The sequence below is a fragment of the Leisingera sp. UBA4491 genome, assembly GCF_002388965.1.
GTDB classification, from domain to species: Bacteria; Pseudomonadota; Alphaproteobacteria; order Rhodobacterales; family Rhodobacteraceae; genus Leisingera; species Leisingera aquaemixtae.
On sequence record NZ_DGNN01000026.1, the window covers coordinates 437,551 to 455,342 of the forward strand.

The following is a 17,792-nucleotide window of genomic DNA, read 5'->3' on the forward strand; positions in this document are numbered from 1 at the left end:
CCGGTCACGGCCGGATCACGATGCGGTCCAGCTGCCAGATGCTGCGCGAATAGACCTCCTCCGTCCGGTAGTCGGGATTGCTGTCGTAGGGGTAAACCACCCACAGCGGCCCCTTGTTGCGCAGCGACATTTCCGCGCCATTGCGTTCAAAGGCGACAATCGGGCCGCCCACAACCGCGTCGGAAACCGGGATTTCGACCGAGTAGTTGTTCACCGCATGCGCCACCAGCTGACCGCCGCTGACCCCCATCCGCTCCATCAGAACAGTCAGCGGCACGCCGGTGAACTGCTGCGGACCGGTGGTCCAGATGGTCTCCGTCTCAAAGGTGACGGGATCAAGCGCGCGCAGATCCGCGATCGTGTACTGCGCCGAAGGCTCAGCCGCGCCTTCCATGCGCACCGACAGCAGCACCTTCGGCTCTTCGCCCGCAAAAACGGCGGCGGCACAGGTTATGACCACCATCGCAGCCAGCGCCGCGGCCCGTGACATCATCCCTCTCATTTCCAGCTCTCCTCAGTTCAGCAACATACTGCCCGGAAACATGCCACACCGGCGCGGCCCGGAAACCGGCACCAGAGGATAGGGTCCTGACCTTCCGTATAGGGTGCCCAGACGCAAGCATAGCGCGAGCACCCTAATGTTGCCTTACCAGCCGCCGCCGGGCCGGGTTACTATCAATAATATTCCGGCAATCGCACAGGAGCGGCAGCAGATGTCCTATTACCACGCAGGCACGCAATCCCAGGTTGACAATTTCGAAACACTTGTGGCTGTAGATTGGGACCGTGAGTTGCAGAACAGGTCCAGGGGCATCATGCGTATTTTGCTGGCAGACGATCACGACATGGTGCGGGAAACGATCTCCGCCTACCTCAGATCCGAGGGCGGTGCCGAGGTGGCGCTGGCCACCGATCTGCCCGGCGCGATTGAGCAGATTTCCGGCGAGGGGCCGTTTGATCTGGTGCTGCTCGACTACAACATGCCGGGAATGATGGGACTAGACGGGCTGGCCAAGGCGCTGGCGGCCAATGGCGGCAAGGGCGTGGCCATTCTGTCGGGCAGCGCGCCCGCCCGCACCGCGCAGGAGGCGCTGGATGCCGGCGCCATCGGCTTCATCCCCAAAACGATGGGCGCGCAATCGCTGCTGAACGCGGTGCGTTTCATGAGCGCCGGCGAAATCTACGTGCCGGTCGACCTGATGCGCGAGGAGGCCGCGGCCAGCACCCACCCCCTCGCCAAAAAGCTCAGCCCGCGGGAGCTGGAAGTGCTGAACGGCCTGTCTAAAGGGTTGTCGAACAAGGAAATCGCCCGCGATCTGGACCTGCAGGAGGTCACCATCAAGCTGCATGTGCGCACCCTGTGCCGCAAGCTGGACGCCAAGAACCGCACCCAGGCAGCGCTCTGCGCCAAGGAGGCCGGGCTGTTCTGATCCAAGCCCCCGGCCCTGCGCCGGTTTGTCAGCGCAATCTGGCCGGCAGCGCCGCATAGCCCCGGAACCGGATCCGCCCGCCGGGCACCCGACCGGGCAGCAAGCGGTAGTCCGGGAAGCGGCACAGGAACCGTTCGATTGCGATCCTCCCCTCCAGCCGCGCCAGCGTCAGCCCGACGCAGACATGCGGCCCGCCGGCAAAGGCAAGATGCCGGTTGGGGCTTCGGGCAATATCGAACACTTCCGGGTTCTCAAACACCTCAGGGTCCCGGTTGGCAGCGCCGATCACCAGATGCAGATTGGTGCCCGCGGGCACCCGGTGGCCGCCGATCTCCACCTCCGCGGTGGTCTCCCGATTGCCCAGCTGGTTGGGGGAGCGGAACCGCAGCATTTCCTCAATCGCGGGTTTGATCAGCTCCGGCGCCTCCAGAAGCCGCCGCTTCTGTTCAGGATAATCATGCAGCAGCGCCAGCCCGTTGCCGATCAGGTTGGTGGTGGTTTCATGGCCTGCGTTCAGGATGAAGATGCAGTTCTGGATCAGCTCGACCTCACTCAAGCCGCCCTCGGCCCCCTCGCCGCGGATCAGCCGCGTCAGCACATCCGTTTCGATATCGCCGGGGCTGGTCCGGCGCCGGGCAATCAGGCCGCTGAGATACGCCTTGAACTCCTCCACCGCCCGGTGCCCTGCGGCCAGCTGTTCGGCACTCAGCACAGGCTCCAGCGCGCCCAGAATGGCCAGCGACCAGTCGCGAAGCGGGCCGCGCTCCGCCATCGGCACATCCAGCAGGTTGCCGATGATCTGGATCGGGATCGACGCGGCGAAATCCTCGATCAGGTCCGCCTCGTTCCGGTCCGCCATCGTGTCCAGCAGGTGATCCACCGTTGCGATCAGCCCCGGCTCCATCTGCGCGATCGCCCGCGGCGTCAGCGCCGAGGTCATGATCTTGCGCACCCGTGTGTGCAGAGGCGGGTCGGAGAACACCAGTGAGGTTGTGTGATGCTCAAACAGCGGCGAGCCTGCGCCGTACTTCGGGGCAAACACCTTTTTCTTGTCCGAGGAGAACAACGTGGTGTCGCGGTAAATCCGGTCAAGGTCGGCATGCCGGCAGATCAGCAGCGAGCCGTCCGGCTGCGGCAGAACCGGAGCGTCGCGCAGCAAGGCATCGTAAAAGGGAAACGGATCGTCCGTAAATCCGTCTGGCGGGTTCGCCAGATCAAAACCCTCCGCATTCACAGATATTTGCCGCCGTTCCTTCATCGCCGCTCTCCCGCCGGTTCCGATTGCCCTGCCCGCAAGGCTTTCCGCCGGATATGCGACTGTCAATCCGGCAGTGCGGCAAAAGACCCAGCGTCAGGCCGCGCTTGGGCGGTTAACGAACACACCGTTTCCAGCGTGACACCGGCGCCCTTAGGGGCTAGAAACAAATCATGAACACAGCCATTTCTTCCATCCGCAACCTTGGCCCCGCTTATGAGGAAGCCTGCCGCCGGGCCGGTATCACCTCAGCCGAAGACTTGCGCGCCATCGGTGCCGACGCGGCCTATGCCCGGCTGCTGCAGACCGGCACCCGGCCGCATTTCATCGGCTATTACGTTCTGGTGATGGCACTGCAGGGGCGCCCCTGGAATGATTGCAAGGGCAAGGAAAAGGAGGAGCTGCGCCAGCGCTTTGACGCGATCAAGGCCGACGCCCGGCCGCAGCACAGCACGAAACTGCTGGCAGAACTGGACGCGATCGGCGTGCGCGCTGCGCCCGCGGATCTGAAGCCCCTGTAAGCACCGCCGCCCGTCCGCGCCAGCGGTCAAAGCGGCGGCACCGGTCCGCCGTTCTGGCCCCTCATGCAACTTTTTCCCGGGTTCAGCCGTTAACCATGCAGAAACGAGTGCAACAGAAGGAGTACCGGCATGGACCTGATCCGCATCATTTTCGCAGTACTGCTGCCCCCGCTTGGCGTTTTTCTCCAGGTCGGTCTTGGCAAACACTTCTGGCTGAACATTCTGCTGACCCTGCTGGGCTACATCCCCGGCATCGTGCACGCGGTCTGGGTCATTGCAAGGACACCGAGTCATGCCTGATCTGCCGCACCACCATGAGCAAAAGCTGCAATCGCTGGAGCGTCTGGCGCAGCGCATGGACCGGGCGTTCCGCATTCCGGGCATCGGCCTGAGGGTCGGCTGGGACAGCATCGCGGGCCTTGTGCCTGGCATCGGCGACGCCCTGTCGCTGGCGCCCGCCGGTTACATCCTGTACTCGGGCTACCAGCTGGGCGCCTCCGCCGGCACGCTGGCCCGGATGGCGGCAAACACGGGCATCGACGCCCTCATCGGCTCCGTGCCGCTGGTGGGCGACCTGTTCGACATTGCCTGGAAATCCAACACCCGCAACACAGAGCTGCTGCGCCGCCACCTGGAGGATACCGCCTCACGGGGTGAGCCCCTGCCCAAGCGGCTCGGGCGCCGGGCATTCTCGAAACTGACCGCGCCGCGCGAGTTCGGCCGCTCGCTGTCTTACGCCAGGAACAGACCCGGCCCGCAGCAGAAACAGCCCGGCATACGGCAGCATCCGCTGAACCGGTTCCTTGACCCATGAAAAAAGGGCTGCAAGCCTTTAAGCTGCAGCCCCTTCAGATTTCAATCCGGTGAACCGGTTGATCAGCCGACCAGCTCGATGCCGGAGAAGAAGTAGGCGATTTCCACAGCTGCGGTTTCCGGAGCGTCGGAGCCGTGCACGGAGTTCTCGCCAACCGATTCAGCGAATTCGGCGCGGATGGTGCCGGCGGCTGCGTCTGCCGGGTTGGTGGCGCCCATCACTTCGCGGTTCTTGGCAATGGCGTTTTCGCCTTCCAGGACCTGCACAACCACCGGAGCGGAGGACATGAACTCGCACAGTTCGTCGTAGAACGGACGCTCGGCGTGCACTTCGTAGAATTTGCCTGCCTGTTCCTTGGTCATGTGGATGCGCTTCTGCGCCACGATGCGCAGGCCGGCTTCTTCAAACTTGGCGTTGATCTTGCCGGTCAGGTTGCGGCGGGTTGCATCGGGCTTGATGATCGAGAAAGTGCGTTCCAGAGCCATTTGGCATTCTCCTGATTGATGGGCCGCAGGGCGTATCCCCGGGCCGGAAACTCCGCGCGCCGCGTAACATGGCTGGAGGCGCTTGGAAAGACGTTTTCAGACCGCGCGCAAGCGCGTGCGCCCCCCGCAGCGGTAATTTCAGCCAGAGGAACGCGGCAGGCCGATTGACAGCCCCCGGCACCTGCGCCACACCGCTGATCATGTTACGTATTCAGGACATCACCTATTCGGTCGAAGGCCGCCCGCTGATTGACAGCGCATCCGCCACCATTCCCACCGGGCATAAGGTCGGCCTGGTCGGGCGCAACGGCACCGGCAAGACCACCCTGTTCCGGCTGATCCGGGGCGAACTGGCGCTGGAGGGCGGCAGTATCTCCCTGCCCTCCAAGGCGCGCATCGGCGGTGTCGCGCAGGAGGTGCCCTCGTCCGACGTGTCGCTGACCGACACGGTGCTGGCCGCCGACACTGAACGCGCCGCCCTGCTGGCCGAGGCTGACAGTGCCAGCGACCCCGCGCGGATTGCCGAGATCCAGACCCGCTTGTCCGACATCGACGCCTGGTCGGCAGAGGCACGCGCGGCCTCGATCCTCAAGGGTCTGGGTTTTGACGACGCGGACCAGAAACGCCCCTGCTCCGATTTCTCCGGCGGCTGGCGGATGCGCGTGGCGCTGGCGGCGGTGCTGTTTGCCCAGCCCGATCTGCTGCTCTTGGACGAGCCGACCAACTATCTCGACCTCGAAGGTGCGCTGTGGCTGGAAAGCTACTTGGCGAGATACCCCCACACCGTTCTGATCGTCAGCCACGACCGCGGACTGCTGAACCGGGCGGTGGGCGCCATCCTGCATCTGGAGGACAAGAAGCTCACCCTGTATCAGGGCAACTACGACACCTTTGCAGAGACCCGCGCGGCCCGTCTGGCGGTCGCCGAAGCCGAGGCCAAGAAACAGGAGGCGCGGCGCGCCCATCTGCAAAGCTTCGTCGACCGCTTCCGCTATAAAGCATCGAAAGCGGTGCAAGCGCAGTCGCGGCTCAAGATGATCGCGAAGATGAAGCCGATCACCTCCCCGCAAGAGGCAGCCCTGCGCGCCTTCACCTTCCCGGAGCCCGAGGAAATGTCCCCGCCGATCATCCAGATCGAGGGAGGCGTCACCGGTTATGGCGGAACGGAAGTGCTGAAGCGGCTGAACCTGCGCATCGACCAAGACGACCGCATCGCGCTGTTGGGCAAGAACGGCCAGGGCAAGTCGACGCTGTCGAAGCTGCTGGCGGACCGGCTGCCGCTGATGGCGGGCAAGATGACCCGCTCCTCCAAGCTGCGCATCGGCTATTTCGCCCAGCACCAGGTGGATGAGCTTTATGTCGATGAGACCCCGCTGGACCACCTGCGCCGCCTGCGCCCGGATGAGGCGCCTGCGAAATGGCGCGCCCGGCTGGCGGGGTTCGGCCTCGCCGCGGCCCAGGCGGAGACAGAGGTCGGGCGGCTGTCCGGCGGCCAGAAAGCGCGGCTCAGCCTGCTGATCGCAACCATCGACGCGCCGCATATGCTGATCCTTGACGAGCCGACCAACCACCTCGACATCGAAAGCCGCGAGGCACTGGTGGAGGCGCTCACCGCTTATTCCGGTGCCGTGATCCTGGTCAGCCACGACATGCATCTGCTGAGCCTTGTGGCGGACCGTCTGTGGCTGGTGTCGGACGGCACGGTGAACCCCTATGACGGCGACCTGGAAAGCTACCGCGCGCTGCTGCTGGCGCGGGAAAAGCCCGCTGCCAAAACCGGTGCGCCAAAGCCCGCCAAGCCCAAGCGCGCCTCCCGCGATGTGCTGATTGCGCTGCGGGCGGACGTGCGCAAGTCCGAGGCGCGGGTGGAAAAGCTCAGCGAAATGCGCGAAAAGCTTGATGAAAAGCTCGCCGACCCAACCCTGTACGAACCGGGCAAGGCTGCGGACATGGCGGTCTGGCAGAAAAAACACGCTGAATGCATCGAGGCGCTGGAGCGGGCCGAAGGCCTGTGGATGGACGCGCTGGAGAAACTGGAGCAAGCCGAAGCGCAATGATCGACACCGCATTCCTTATTACCGCCTTTGTGACCCTGTTTGTCATTGTCGACCCGATCGGCCTGACGCCTGTGTTCCTGGCCCTGACCCAGGGCATGTCCACCGCGCAGCGGCGCACCATCGCGATCCGCGCTACGATCGTCGCGGCAATCCTGCTGGCGCTGTTTGCCGCGCTGGGGGAGGCGGTGCTGGGCTTCATCGGCATCTCCATGCCCGCCTTCCGCATCGCGGGCGGCGTGCTGTTGTTCCTGACGGCGCTGGACATGCTGTTCGAACGCCGCAACAAACGGCGCGAGGACCGCAGCGAAGAGGATGAGTTTGACGACCCGTCGGTCTTTCCGCTGGCAATCCCGCTGATGGCCGGGCCCGGCTCGATTGCCACGGTGATCCTGCTGACCGGCCAGCAGCCCGGCTTTACCGGCTTTGCCATGGTCATGGCCACGGTGCTGGCGGTGCTGGCGATCCTTCTGGTGATGTGCCTGTTTTCCGGCCTGTTTGAGCGGCTTCTGGGCAAGACCGGCATCACCGTCGTGACCCGTCTGCTGGGGATGCTGCTGGCGGCCCTGTCGGTGCAGTTTGTGCTCGACGGTCTGCGTGCCTTCGGCTTTGCCGGCTAGCATACCGCCCTGGCCCGCCTACATTCTGTTCAGGAGGTGCGTAAATGGGCGACTATGAGATCGGGCGGTTCATCTATCTGGCGATCCTGCTGGTGGCGGTTGGCTCTTGGGTCTTCGTGCAAAATCGCCAAAGCCTGGGCAAAACGCTGCAGATGTTCGCCGTCTGGGGCTTCATTTTCTTGGGCGTAATCGCCTCTTACGGGCTTTGGCAGGACATCCGCCAGACCGTGCGCCCGCAGCAGAACGTGGCGGTGGATGGCGGCCGGGTTGAGGTGCCGCGCGCGCCCGACGGGCACTACTACCTGACACTGGACGTGAACGGCACTCCGATCGAGTTTCTGGTGGACACCGGCGCCAGCCAGGTTGTGCTGAACGAAAGCGACGCCCGGCGGGCCGGGATTGATACCGGAAACCTCGCCTATCTCGGCCGCGCCCAAACCGCCAATGGCGAAGTGCGCACCGCCTCTGTCTGGATTGATGAAATGTCGCTGGGCGGCATAACCGACACCGGCGTGCGTGTCTGGGTCAACAAGGGGGCGCTTGACCAGTCACTGCTTGGGATGGGCTACCTGCAGCGCTGGTCCAGCATCGAGATCCGCAATGGCGCCCTGGTCCTGACGCGGTAACCGCTGCCGGCAGCAGAGCTCCGCAATTCAGGTTATTGAGCCGGATCAAGGAATTCCGGCTCAATTGCTCCTAAGCTGGGTGGCGACTGACACACCAGAAAGGAGCTTGATATCCCCGTGACAGATGCAGAACTGAAACAACTGACAGAAAGCTACAGCAAGCTGAAGGACGAGGCCGTCAGGGATCCCGCGTTTTTCTATGACGCGCTGTTCCGGCACGCGCCTGAGCTGCGGCAGCTTTTCCGGGAGGATCTGGAAGGCCAGGGCATGAAGTTCATGACAACGCTGGGCGTCATTCTTGCCAAGCTAGGCGATGAATCCGCCGTCGACCCGCACTTTCAGGAACTCGGCAAAAGACACGCAAGCCTCGGCGTCCACACCTCCCATTTTGCCCCGATGGAGGAAGCACTGGTCGACTCCCTGCGCAACGCGCTGGGAGAAGAGTTCACCCCCGAGCTTGAAGCGCTGTGGCGCAGGGCCTTTGAGGAGATTTCCGCCCGGATGATCCAGCGCGGCGGCATTCAGAACAGCTGACAGCTGCTCTCCTTATGCCTCACCCGGCGCCGGGCTGCGGCGAGATGAAGCCAAGGATGGGGTACACGCGCCCGAAAGCGCCCGGATTGCTTTCCAGCCGCACAGCGGACCAGTCATTGGCGGCCGACACATCTATCACCGCCATGCCCAGCGACACCTTGTTGCGGTGCCAATTGGCATGATTGACCTCGATCCGGCGGGAATCTTCGACCTTGGACACCACCGCAACATGGCCCAGCGGGTTTGAGCGGGTCGCCTGAAAGGCCATCACCGCGCCGGGCTGCGGCTGCTTCCCGCGGCTGAACTGACCATTGGCCTGTGACCACCAGGTCTTGGCATTGCCGTAAATCTCGATGCCGCTGGCGTTGCGCGCAAACGGTACGCACCACACCCGCTTGCCCTTGGACCGCAGGGAGCGGACTTCCTGAACCGCAAAGTCTAGACGCTCGGCGTCGACCTCGGCCCGGCCGACAGACCCGCCCTGGGGAGCGCCGCAATTTGCCAGCACCAGCAGTGCCGCCCCAACAACAGGCAGCAGCCGCGGCCGCAGAAACACACGCTTCGAAATCATCTGTCCCCCCAATGTCTGGATCTTTTGACGGGGAGGATTAATGCGCGAACCGCAGTCGCGCGAGCATTTCCTGCACAATTGAAATAAAACTGACGGGAACTGGCGGAAACCTGCCGATCTGCGGGGCGGGGCAGCCTATTTTTCTGCCTTCTTTTCCCAGCGCCCGCTTTCCTCGGACCAGTACTGGGCAGAGCAGCCGGCGTCTGTCAGGCTTTTCCACTGGGTGCGGGCGTGCTGCACGGCCTCCGGATCGGTGCCGTCAAACAGGATGCAGACCCGCTGCAGCGCCTGCACCTCTTCCGCGGTGACGGCGGCGCCATCCACAGCCATCACGCAATCGGGTGAATTGGCGGCCTCCGGCCCTGCCGTCAGCAGGACCGGCTGCAGTACATCATAGGGGCCGCCCGCCAGGCCGTGGGCAGGGAAGCTTTCCTCCGGCCCCTGCCACAAACGGTCATCCAGCCAGGCCATGCGTTCGGGGTCGCGCCCGCGCACCGCAATGCGCCAGCCCGCCCCGCGCGCCTTGTCCAGAAGGACCGGCAAGGTCTCCTCCAGCGGCCTGCGGGTCAGATGATAGAAATAGGCAGCCCCCATAAGTGTTTATTCCGCCTCGAACTTATCCGCGACCAAGCGGTTCAGCGCCATCACGCCCCAGCCGGTGGCGCCTTTGGGCGCGTAAGCGGTATCCGTCTTCACCGAGGCGACTCCCGCAATGTCCAGATGAATCCAGGGCATGCCGTCCTTGATGAAGCGCTGAAGGAACTGCGCGGCGGTGATCGAGCCCGCGGGCCGCCCGCCGACGTTCTTCATGTCGGCGATGCGCGATTTCAGCTGCTCGTCATAGGCCTTGCCCAAGGGCATCCGCCAGGCGCCCTCATCCTCGGCACCGGCGGCCTTGAGAAAGGCATTGCAAAGGCCGTCGTCGTTGGAGAACACGCCGGCATTCTCATGCCCCAAACCGATGATGATGGCACCGGTCAGCGTCGCCAGATCAATGACGCCCGCTGGCTTGAACCGCTCCTGCGCGTACCACAGCACATCACACAGCACCAAACGGCCTTCGGCGTCGGTGTTGATGATCTCCACCGTGTCGCCCTTCATCGACTTCACCACATCACCGGGGCGGATGGCGTTGCCCGACGGCATGTTCTCCACCAGCCCGACGAGGCCCACCACATTGGCCTTGGCCTTGCGCAGCGCCAGCGCCTTCATGGTCCCGGTCACGACACCCGCGCCGCCCATGTCCATGGTCATCTCTTCCATGCCGGCCGCGGGCTTCAGGGAAATGCCGCCGGTGTCGAACACCACGCCCTTGCCGACCAGCGCCAGCGGCGCGGCATCCTTGGCGCCGCCCTTCCAGTGCATCACCGCCACCTTGGAGGGGCTGTCGGACCCCTGCCCGACGCTCAACAGCGTGCGCATGCCCAGCTTCTCCAGATCCGCTTCTTCCAGGATCTCGACCTCCAGGCCGATCCCCTTCATCTCCTCAATGCGGCGGGCGAATTCCGTGGTGGTCAGCACATTGGCCGGCTCATTGATCAAATCGCGGGTCATGTGAACGCCCTCGGCCACCGCCAGCAGCGGCGCGCAGGCGGCTTCCAGCTCCGAAGGCGCCTTGCAGGCGATCACCACCTCGCCCTTTGGCTTGTCGTCTTTCGGCGATTTGTGATTGTCGAACTCATAGTCCCGCAGCGCAATGCCCTGGGTCAGATCGGCGGCCTTGTTCATGCCGCCAGCCATCACCGTCAGACGCTTGCCCGCGGCCCCTTTGGCCAGATTGGCGCCTGCCTTGCGCGCCTCCACCGGCGTCAGCTTGCGCGGCAGCACCAGCACGTCCATCGCCTCCGCCTGCATCCCCGCAGGCCAGCTCACAGAGATCACGTCGCCGGACTTCGCCTTCTTGAACCCCTCGGACCCGATCAGCCGGGCGATGGCGCCTTTGCTGAGACGGTTGGCGCTGCGCGCCGCCTGATCCATGCTGCCCTCCGGCGTGACCATCACCGCCACGCGGCCGGTCATCTCTGCCAGCGCTTTGGGGTCGTATTCGGCAAAACGGATCGGGGTAAGACTGCTCATTTGTTGCGAACTCCTGCTGGTATCACCTGATTGTTGGCTCAAGAGGTATCCTGCGCAGCGGCGCTTGGCCAGACCCGGCCGTTCAGTCCGGTTATCTGCAATCCGCCGCCGATCCTGCTGCCTTGCGAGAATGCAGTTTTCCCCGCCAATCAAATCCACTAAGGTCCGGGAAAATAACAACGGCAAGGTCTGGGGGGATCGGGTGTCACGCTACGACAGATATGTGCTGTCACAGTATCTGCTCTTCTTCGGCTTCTTTGCCCTGATTCTGGTGGCCGTGTTCTGGGTCAACCGGGCGGTTGTGCTGTTTGACACGCTGATCGGCAACGGGCAGTCGGCCCTGGTGTTCCTGGAATTCACCGCGCTCACCCTGCCGAACCTGATCCGCATGGTGCTGCCGATCGCCACCTTCGGCGCCGCGGTCTGGGTCACCAACAGGCTGAACAGCGAGAGCGAGCTGACCGTGCTGCGCGCCACCGGCACCAGCCCCTGGCAGATGGCCAGGCCTGCGCTGGCCTTTGGCATCATCACAGCGCTGATGATGTCGGCGCTGACCCATTACCTGCTGCCCGCCTCGATCAACCAGCTGGAAGAGCGCGAGAGCGAGGTGTCCCGCAACATCACCGCCAAGCTGCTGAGCGAGGGGGACTTCCTGCATCCCGCCGAAGGCGTCACCTTCTACATCCGCCAGATTGACCCCGACGGCACCCTGAACGACGTGTTCCTGTCGGACCGCCGCGACCCGGCGGTAACCGTCACCTATACCGGCGCCCGCGCCTTTCTGGTGCGCGACGAAGGCAGCGCGCATCTGATCATGGTAGAGGGCATGGCGCAGCGGCTGGACCACAAGACGCAGCGGATGTCGACCACGTTCTTTTCTGATTTCTCATACGATATCAGCACCCTGGCGCGCAAAGCTGAGAACCCGGCCCGCAACATCCGCGCCATCCCCAGCCTGGAGCTGATGACCAGCGCAGAGACTGTGACCCGCACTGACGGCTATTCCGCCGGCGCCCAGGCGGAGGAGCTGCACCTGCGCTTTGCCCGCGCGCTGGTGTGCGTGGCGGTGGCCCTGATCGGATTTTCGGCGCTGATGCTGGGCACGTTCTCCCGCTTCGGCGTCTGGCGGCAGGCCTTCCTGGCCTTTGTCGTGCTGATCTTTGTCGAAGGCTTGCGCGGCGTGGTGTCGGAACCGGTGCTGGACAACCCCGGTCTGTGGCCGCTGATCTACCTGCCCACCCTGCTGGGTCTGGCCGTGGCGCTGATCTTCCTGATCCTGGCCTCCCGGCCCAAGCGCATCCGGCAGGAGGCTTCCGCATGAAGCTGGATCTCTATTACGCGCGCCGCTTCCTGCAATGGTTCCTGGTGATCTGCGCGGTTCTGATGACGCTGGTCATTCTGATCGATCTGAACGAGCAGATCCGCCGCTTCGAAGGGGCCAGCCTCGGCCTGCCGCAGCTGGTTGGCCTCAGCCTGCTGAACATCCCGGCCGCGCTCAGTGAGTTCCTGCCGCTGATCATGATCCTGACCACCATCGTGCTGTTTGTCGGCCTGGCCCGCAGCAGCGAACTGGTGGTGACCCGCGCCATTGGCCGCTCCGGCATCCGGGCGCTGGCGGCGCCGGTGCTGGCGGCGGCCGGGATCGGGGTTCTGGCGGTCACCATGCTGAACCCGATCGCGGCGGCCACTGCCAACCGTTACCAGGATCTGGCCGAAACCTATCACAATGGCGGCCCCTCTGCGCTGTCGCTCAGCGGCGAGGGCCTGTGGCTGCGCCAGGGCGGCGCCCGCGGCCAGTCGGTCATTCACGCCAAGGGCTACAGCGGCGATGCCGCCGACATCACCCTTCATGACGTGTCGATCCATGCCTACAGCAACGCCGGCGGACCGGTGCGCCGCATTATCGCCGAGAGCGCCCGGCTGGATGGCAGCAACTGGATCCTGACCAATGCCAAATCCTGGCCACTGACGGCCGGCATCAACCCGGAAGCCGGCGCCGCTTCGCATGACGAACTGCAGCTGCCGACGACGCTGACCACCGACCGCATCCGCGACACGCTGGGCACCGCCAGCGGTATTTCGATCTACGACCTGCCCGCCACCATCCGCGAGCTGTCTGCCGCGGGCTTCACCACCAAGCGCTATGAAGTGCGCTATCAGGCAGAGCTGGCACGGCCGCTGTTTCTGATCGCCATGGTGCTGGTCGGTGCCTCCTTCACCATGCGGCACGCCCGCTTTGGCGGCACCGGCCTGGCCGTGCTGATGGCAGTACTGCTGGGATTCGGGCTTTATTTCATCCGCAATTTCGCGCAAATCCTTGGCGAGAACGGGCAAATCCCGGTGGCCCTGGCCGCCTGGGCGCCGCCCGCTGCTGCAATATTGTTGACCTTGGGACTGCTTCTCCATGCCGAAGACGGGTAACCTGCGCCGGGCGCTGCTTCTTTCCGCCGTGCTGCCGTGGCTGGCGCTGACAGCCCCTGCCCTGCAGGCGCAGACCGCGGCGCCGCCCGATCCGGCGCAGCCTGCGATGCTGGTGGCAGATCAGGTCTTCATCACCCCGGACCGCACCCTGGTCGCCGAAGGCAACGTCGAGGCGTTCCAGGGCAATATCCGCCTGCGCGCCCGCAAGATCACCTTTGACCAAACCAACGGCACGCTGCAGATCGAAGGCCCGATCCGGATCGACCAGAATGGCGGCATCACCATCCTGGCCAATGCTGCCGAGCTGGACCGGGACCTGCGCAACGGCCTGCTGACCGGCGCCCGCATGGTGTTTCAGCAGCAGCTGCAGTTAGCCTCGCTGCAGATGACACGGGTCAGCGGCCGCTACACCCAGCTCTATAAAACCGCCGTCACCTCCTGCCATGTCTGCGACGACGGCCGCCCGCCGCTCTGGCAGATCCGGGCTGAGCGGGTGATCCACGACCAGCAGGAACGCCAGCTGTATTTCGAAAGTGCCCAGCTCAGGGTGCTGGATGTGCCGGTGTTCTACTTCCCGGCGATCCGCCTGCCGGATCCCTCGCTGGAACGCGCCAGCGGGTTCCTGGTGCCCTCGGTGCGCTCCACCTCGAACCTGGGCACCGGGATCAAGGTGCCGTATTTCTTCACGCTGGGTCCGCACCGCGATTTGACGCTGGCCCCTTATATCTCCTCCAGTACCCAGACGCTGGATATGCGCTACCGCCAGGCGTTCCGCCGCGGCAGGATCGAATTCAACGCCGCCTATACCCGCGACGACCTGTTCTCCGGTGAGGACCGCGGTTATATCTTCGGCGAGGGCCAGTTCGACTTGCCGCGCGATTTCCGCTTCACCTTCGACGTCAAGGCGGTCTCGGACGACGCCTATGTCGCGGACTACGGCCTGCCCGATCTGGACCGCCTGCGGTCCGAGGCGGTGCTGACCCGGTCCAAGCGCGACAGCCTGTTCCGCACCTCGTTCACCCATTACAAGACCCTGCGCGACAGCGAGGAGCAGAGCGATATCCCCTCCGGCATCGCCGAGGCCTTTTACCAGACCCGCTATTTCCCGGCCCTCACCGGCGGCGAGCTGCGGCTGACGCTGCAGGGCCACGGCCACCACCGCAGTTCCAGCATCGAAGGCACCGCCACCGACAGCAACGGCCGCGACCTGTCCCGGCTGACCGCTGACGTCGACTGGCGCCGCAGCTGGCGCCTGGGCTACGGCATCCTCGCGGAATGGGAAATCGGTGCCGCCGGCGACGCCTTCCGCGCCTACGACGACGCTGTCTTCACCGAAGAAGTCACCCGCCTCACCCCGCGCAGCGCGCTTACCCTGCGCCTGCCGATGATCCGCCGCGAAGCCGGCGGCGCCAGCCAGTACCTGGAGCCGATCCTGCAGCTGGGCTGGCGCGACGAGGGCGGCGGCAACGTGGTCAGCGAGGAAAGCCGCTTTGTCGAATTCGACCAGGGCAACCTGCTGTCGCTGTCGCGCTTCCCTGCAAACGACGCCCGCGAAGACGGGCTGACCCTGGTCTACGGCGCCAACTGGGCCCGCTATGCGCCCACCGGCTGGCAGGCCTACGCCACCGCGGGCCAAGTGCTGCGCAGCGACGGTGACGACCGCTTCACCAAAAGCTCGGGCCTGGGCGGCAGCACATCGGATATCCTGCTGGCGGGCCAGATCAAATACGGCGACAGCCTGGCGATCTCCACCCGCGGCCTGCTGAACGGTTCCCTCAACTTCTCCAAGGCGGAGCTCCGCGGTGAATGGCACAACAGCCGCTCCAGCCTTGCCGGCACCTACCTGTGGCTGGGCACCGACCCGGATGAAGACCGGGACGAGGAAAGCTCGGAACTGTGGGTGGACGGACGCTACGACATCAACCCCAACTGGTCTGCCAGTGCCCGGCTGCGGTATGACATCGCCGGCGCCCAGGCCACCCGCGCTGGCCTTGGCGTGGCCTACAGCAACGAATGCGTGACGGTCGACGTTTCGGTCAACCGACGCTATACCTCCACAACAAGTGTTGAGCCGACCACGGATTTCGGCTTTACCATCTCGCTGAGCGGATTTTCCGTAAAAAGCGGCAGCAAACAGTACAGGCGGTCATGCAGCAAGACGTGAATACCCGGTTCCCGGCTCCCTTCCTTTCCCGTGCTCTCAGAACTGCGGCCGCGCTGGCGCTGGCCGCAGGGCTCGCCTGGAGCGGCCTGCCCGCGGGCGCACAGAACCTTTTTGCCCCGGCCATCACCGTGAATGATCAGGTCATCACCCGGTATGAGCTGGAACAGCGCGCCCGGTTTCAGGCCGCGCTGCGGGTTCCGGGCGATCCGCTGGAAACCGCCCGCGAGGAGCTGATCAATGACCGGCTCAAGCTGATGGTGCTGAAGCAGGCCGGAATTGAGCTGAGCGAAGAAGACATCACCGCCGGCATGGAAGAACTGGCCGGGCGCGCCAACCTGTCGCTCAACGAGTTTCTGACCGTGTTGCAGCAGCAGGGCGTTGCGCCGCAGACACTGCGCGATTTCACCAAGGTCGGGCTTGGCTGGCGCGAATACACCCGCGCCCGTTTCCTGTCCCGCGCCCGGCCCACGCCAGAGGAAATCGACCGCGCCATGGGCACAGCCGGCACCGGCAGCGTCCAAGTTCTGCTGAGCGAATTCATCGTGCCGCTCAACGACCAGAACGCCGCCCAGGTCGAAGAGCTGGTGGAGCAGGTCGCCAAGCTCAAGGGCTACGACAGCTTCTCTGCCGCCGCCGCCCAGTATTCGGCGGCAGGCAGCCGCGGCGATGGCGGCCGCCTGCCTTGGATGCCGCTGACCAAGCTGCCGCCGCAGCTGCAAGAGGTTGTGCTGGCGCTGCAGCCGGGCGAAGTGTCCGAGCCGCTGCCGCTGCAGGGCGCGGTGGCGCTGTTCCAGATGCGCGGCCTGCGCGAGGTGGAGGGCGCCGCCCCGCGCTTCTCCGCCATTGAATATGCCACCTATTTCCTGCCCGGCGGGCGCACGCCCGAAGCTCTGGCCGCCGCGCAGCAGGTGGTGAACAGCGTCGACACCTGCGAGGACTTCTATGGCCTGGCGCAAGGGCAGGATCCGTCTGTTCTGGCGGTCGAAAGCCTGCCGCCCGCGGAGATCCCCAGCGATATCGCGCTGGAGCTGGCCAAGCTGGACCCGGGCGAGACCTCCACCGCGCTGACGCGCAACAACGGCCAGACTCTGATGGTGCTGATGCTTTGCGGCCGCACCGCCGACCTTGGCGAGGGCGCGAACCGCGAAACGGTGGCGAATGCGCTTACGGGGCAGCGGTTGACTTCGCTGGTCGACAGCTACCTGGAGCAGCTGCGCGCGGATGCGCGGATCGACATCAAATGAACCGGCCCGGGCCCATTGCGCTCAGCTGCGGCGAGCCCGCAGGCATCGGCCCGGAAATCGCCGTCAAGGCCTGGGACGCCCTGCGCGCCGCTTGCCCGTTCTTCTGGATCGGCGACCCGCGCCACCTGCCCGCCGGCACTCCGGTTCGGGAAATCACCGCCCCGGCAGAGGCCGCAGCCGCCTGCGCAGACCGCTTTCCGGTGCTGCCGCTAACCTTTGGCGGCAATACCGTGAAGGGCACCGTCGACCCGGCCAACGCGGCCGGTGTGATCCAGTCCATCGAAACCGCCGTCCGGCTGGTCCAGCAGGGTGAGGCCTCCGCGGTCTGCACCGCTCCCATCCACAAGAAGGCGCTGATCGACGGCGCAGGCTTTGCCTACCCCGGACATACCGAATTTCTTGCCGCCCTCGCAGGCCGCGACCGCGTGGTGATGATGCTGGCCAGCGAACAGCTGCGGGTGGTGCCTGCCACCATCCACATCGCGCTTGCGGACGTGCCCAAGGTGCTGACCCCGGGCCTGTTGCGCGAAACCATCGAAATCACCGCCGCCGGGCTGCGCGATCAGTTCGGCATCGCGTCCCCCCGCATCGCCGTCGCGGGACTGAACCCGCACGCGGGCGAAGGCGGCGCCATGGGGACCGAGGAGCTGGACTGGATCAACGGCCTGATCAGCGGGATGCAGGACGAGGGGCTGGCGGTCACCGGCCCGCACCCGGCCGACACCATGTTCCACGCCGCCGCCCGCGCCCGCTATGACGCAGCGGTCTGCATGTACCACGACCAGGCGCTGATCCCGATCAAGACGCTGGACTTCGACCGCGGCGTCAACGTGACCCTGGGCCTGCCCTTCATTCGCACCTCGCCCGACCACGGCACCGCCTTCGACATCGCAGGCACCGGCCAGGCCAGCCCGGCCAGCCTGATCGAAGCCCTGAAGCTGGCGCAGCGCATGGCCGCCAGCCCTTGATTCTTCTTC

General features: G+C 65.0%; 19 protein-coding genes. 13 read left to right on the plus strand and 6 right to left on the minus strand.

Annotation, left to right across the window (positions count from 1 at the left end; genetic code table 11):
• Positions 1–4: 4 nt before the first annotated feature.
• Complete coding sequence (locus tag B2P87_RS15685; protein ID WP_141892060.1) at positions 5–493, minus strand: molybdopterin-dependent oxidoreductase; 489 nt, start codon at positions 491–493, stop codon at positions 5–7.
• Positions 494–815: 322 nt separating this feature from the next.
• Here B2P87_RS15685 and B2P87_RS15690 point away from each other — a divergent pair, with 322 nt between their 5' ends.
• Positions 816–1,430, plus strand: coding sequence for a response regulator (locus tag B2P87_RS15690; RefSeq protein ID WP_058288103.1), 615 nt, complete (start codon positions 816–818; stop codon positions 1,428–1,430).
• 28 nt (positions 1,431–1,458) lie between these two features.
• Here B2P87_RS15690 and B2P87_RS15695 read toward each other — a convergent pair whose 3' ends face one another.
• Positions 1,459–2,688 (minus strand): cytochrome P450, encoded by a 1,230-nt coding sequence (locus B2P87_RS15695; protein ID WP_141890149.1) that lies wholly within the window; start codon positions 2,686–2,688, stop codon positions 1,459–1,461.
• A gap of 170 nt (positions 2,689–2,858) precedes the next feature.
• On the opposite strand from B2P87_RS15695, the gene B2P87_RS15700 reads away from it, so the two are divergent.
• From B2P87_RS15700 to B2P87_RS15710, 3 genes are all read left to right on the plus strand, one after another.
• Positions 2,859–3,206 (plus strand): TfoX/Sxy family protein, encoded by a 348-nt coding sequence (locus B2P87_RS15700; RefSeq protein ID WP_058288101.1) that lies wholly within the window; start codon positions 2,859–2,861, stop codon positions 3,204–3,206.
• A gap of 129 nt (positions 3,207–3,335) precedes the next feature.
• Complete coding sequence (locus B2P87_RS15705) at positions 3,336–3,506, plus strand: YqaE/Pmp3 family membrane protein (protein ID WP_008553983.1); 171 nt, start codon at positions 3,336–3,338, stop codon at positions 3,504–3,506.
• A complete protein-coding gene (locus tag B2P87_RS15710) occupies positions 3,499–4,020 on the plus strand; it encodes a DUF4112 domain-containing protein (protein ID WP_141890148.1) in 522 nt (173 codons plus the stop codon). Before B2P87_RS15705 ends, B2P87_RS15710 begins: the two co-directional genes overlap by 8 nt.
• 62 nt (positions 4,021–4,082) lie before the next feature.
• Here the strand turns inward: B2P87_RS15710 and ndk are convergent, their stop codons facing one another.
• Positions 4,083–4,505, minus strand: a complete 423-nt coding sequence (gene ndk, locus B2P87_RS15715; protein ID WP_008556653.1) for a nucleoside-diphosphate kinase — start codon at positions 4,503–4,505, stop codon at positions 4,083–4,085.
• A 200-nt stretch (positions 4,506–4,705) separates the two neighbouring features.
• Between ndk and B2P87_RS15720 the strand changes: the two genes are divergently transcribed.
• The 4 genes from B2P87_RS15720 to B2P87_RS15735 all read left to right on the plus strand — a co-directional run bounded on the left by B2P87_RS15720 (position 4,706) and on the right by B2P87_RS15735 (position 8,339).
• Complete coding sequence (locus B2P87_RS15720; protein WP_141892059.1) at positions 4,706–6,562, plus strand: ABC-F family ATP-binding cassette domain-containing protein; 1,857 nt, start codon at positions 4,706–4,708, stop codon at positions 6,560–6,562.
• A complete protein-coding gene (locus tag B2P87_RS15725) occupies positions 6,559–7,179 on the plus strand; it encodes a MarC family protein (protein ID WP_058288099.1) in 621 nt (206 codons plus the stop codon). The genes B2P87_RS15720 and B2P87_RS15725 overlap by 4 nt, the downstream gene beginning before the upstream one ends.
• 44 nt (positions 7,180–7,223) lie before the next feature.
• Positions 7,224–7,805: a retropepsin-like aspartic protease family protein gene (locus tag B2P87_RS15730; RefSeq protein ID WP_008556017.1), complete on the plus strand. Its 582-nt coding sequence runs from the start codon at positions 7,224–7,226 to the stop codon at positions 7,803–7,805.
• Between the two features lie 117 nt (positions 7,806–7,922).
• On the plus strand, positions 7,923–8,339 hold the full coding sequence (locus B2P87_RS15735) for a globin domain-containing protein (protein WP_141890147.1): 417 nt from the start codon (positions 7,923–7,925) through the stop codon (positions 8,337–8,339).
• Between the two features lie 19 nt (positions 8,340–8,358).
• Here B2P87_RS15735 and B2P87_RS15740 read toward each other — a convergent pair whose 3' ends face one another.
• The 3 genes from B2P87_RS15740 to B2P87_RS15750 form a co-directional block, all read right to left on the minus strand.
• Complete coding sequence (locus tag B2P87_RS15740; protein WP_141890146.1) at positions 8,359–8,910, minus strand: CHAP domain-containing protein; 552 nt, start codon at positions 8,908–8,910, stop codon at positions 8,359–8,361.
• Between the two features lie 135 nt (positions 8,911–9,045).
• Positions 9,046–9,504, minus strand: a complete 459-nt coding sequence (locus B2P87_RS15745; protein WP_141890145.1) for a DNA polymerase III subunit chi — start codon at positions 9,502–9,504, stop codon at positions 9,046–9,048.
• A gap of 6 nt (positions 9,505–9,510) precedes the next feature.
• On the minus strand, positions 9,511–10,986 hold the full coding sequence (locus B2P87_RS15750) for a leucyl aminopeptidase (RefSeq protein ID WP_141890144.1): 1,476 nt from the start codon (positions 10,984–10,986) through the stop codon (positions 9,511–9,513).
• A gap of 202 nt (positions 10,987–11,188) precedes the next feature.
• Here B2P87_RS15750 and lptF point away from each other — a divergent pair, with 202 nt between their 5' ends.
• From lptF to pdxA, 5 genes are read left to right on the plus strand one after another with little or no spacing between them, the layout of a single operon-like run.
• Positions 11,189–12,307 (plus strand): LPS export ABC transporter permease LptF, encoded by a 1,119-nt coding sequence (lptF, locus tag B2P87_RS15755; RefSeq protein WP_141890143.1) that lies wholly within the window; start codon positions 11,189–11,191, stop codon positions 12,305–12,307.
• Entirely contained in the window at positions 12,304–13,407 is a 1,104-nt protein-coding gene (lptG, locus tag B2P87_RS15760; protein ID WP_141890142.1) for an LPS export ABC transporter permease LptG, read from the plus strand. Before lptF ends, lptG begins: the two co-directional genes overlap by 4 nt.
• Positions 13,391–15,571, plus strand: a complete 2,181-nt coding sequence (locus B2P87_RS15765) for an LPS-assembly protein LptD (RefSeq protein WP_208764531.1) — start codon at positions 13,391–13,393, stop codon at positions 15,569–15,571. Before lptG ends, B2P87_RS15765 begins: the two co-directional genes overlap by 17 nt.
• Positions 15,556–16,815 carry a peptidylprolyl isomerase gene (locus tag B2P87_RS15770; protein WP_141890141.1) on the plus strand — a complete coding sequence of 420 codons (1,260 nt, stop codon included), beginning with the start codon at positions 15,556–15,558 and terminating at the stop codon, positions 16,813–16,815. Before B2P87_RS15765 ends, B2P87_RS15770 begins: the two co-directional genes overlap by 16 nt.
• Positions 16,812–17,783 (plus strand): 4-hydroxythreonine-4-phosphate dehydrogenase PdxA, encoded by a 972-nt coding sequence (gene pdxA, locus B2P87_RS15775; RefSeq protein WP_141890140.1) that lies wholly within the window; start codon positions 16,812–16,814, stop codon positions 17,781–17,783. Before B2P87_RS15770 ends, pdxA begins: the two co-directional genes overlap by 4 nt.
• The last annotated feature ends 9 nt before the right edge of the window (positions 17,784–17,792 follow it).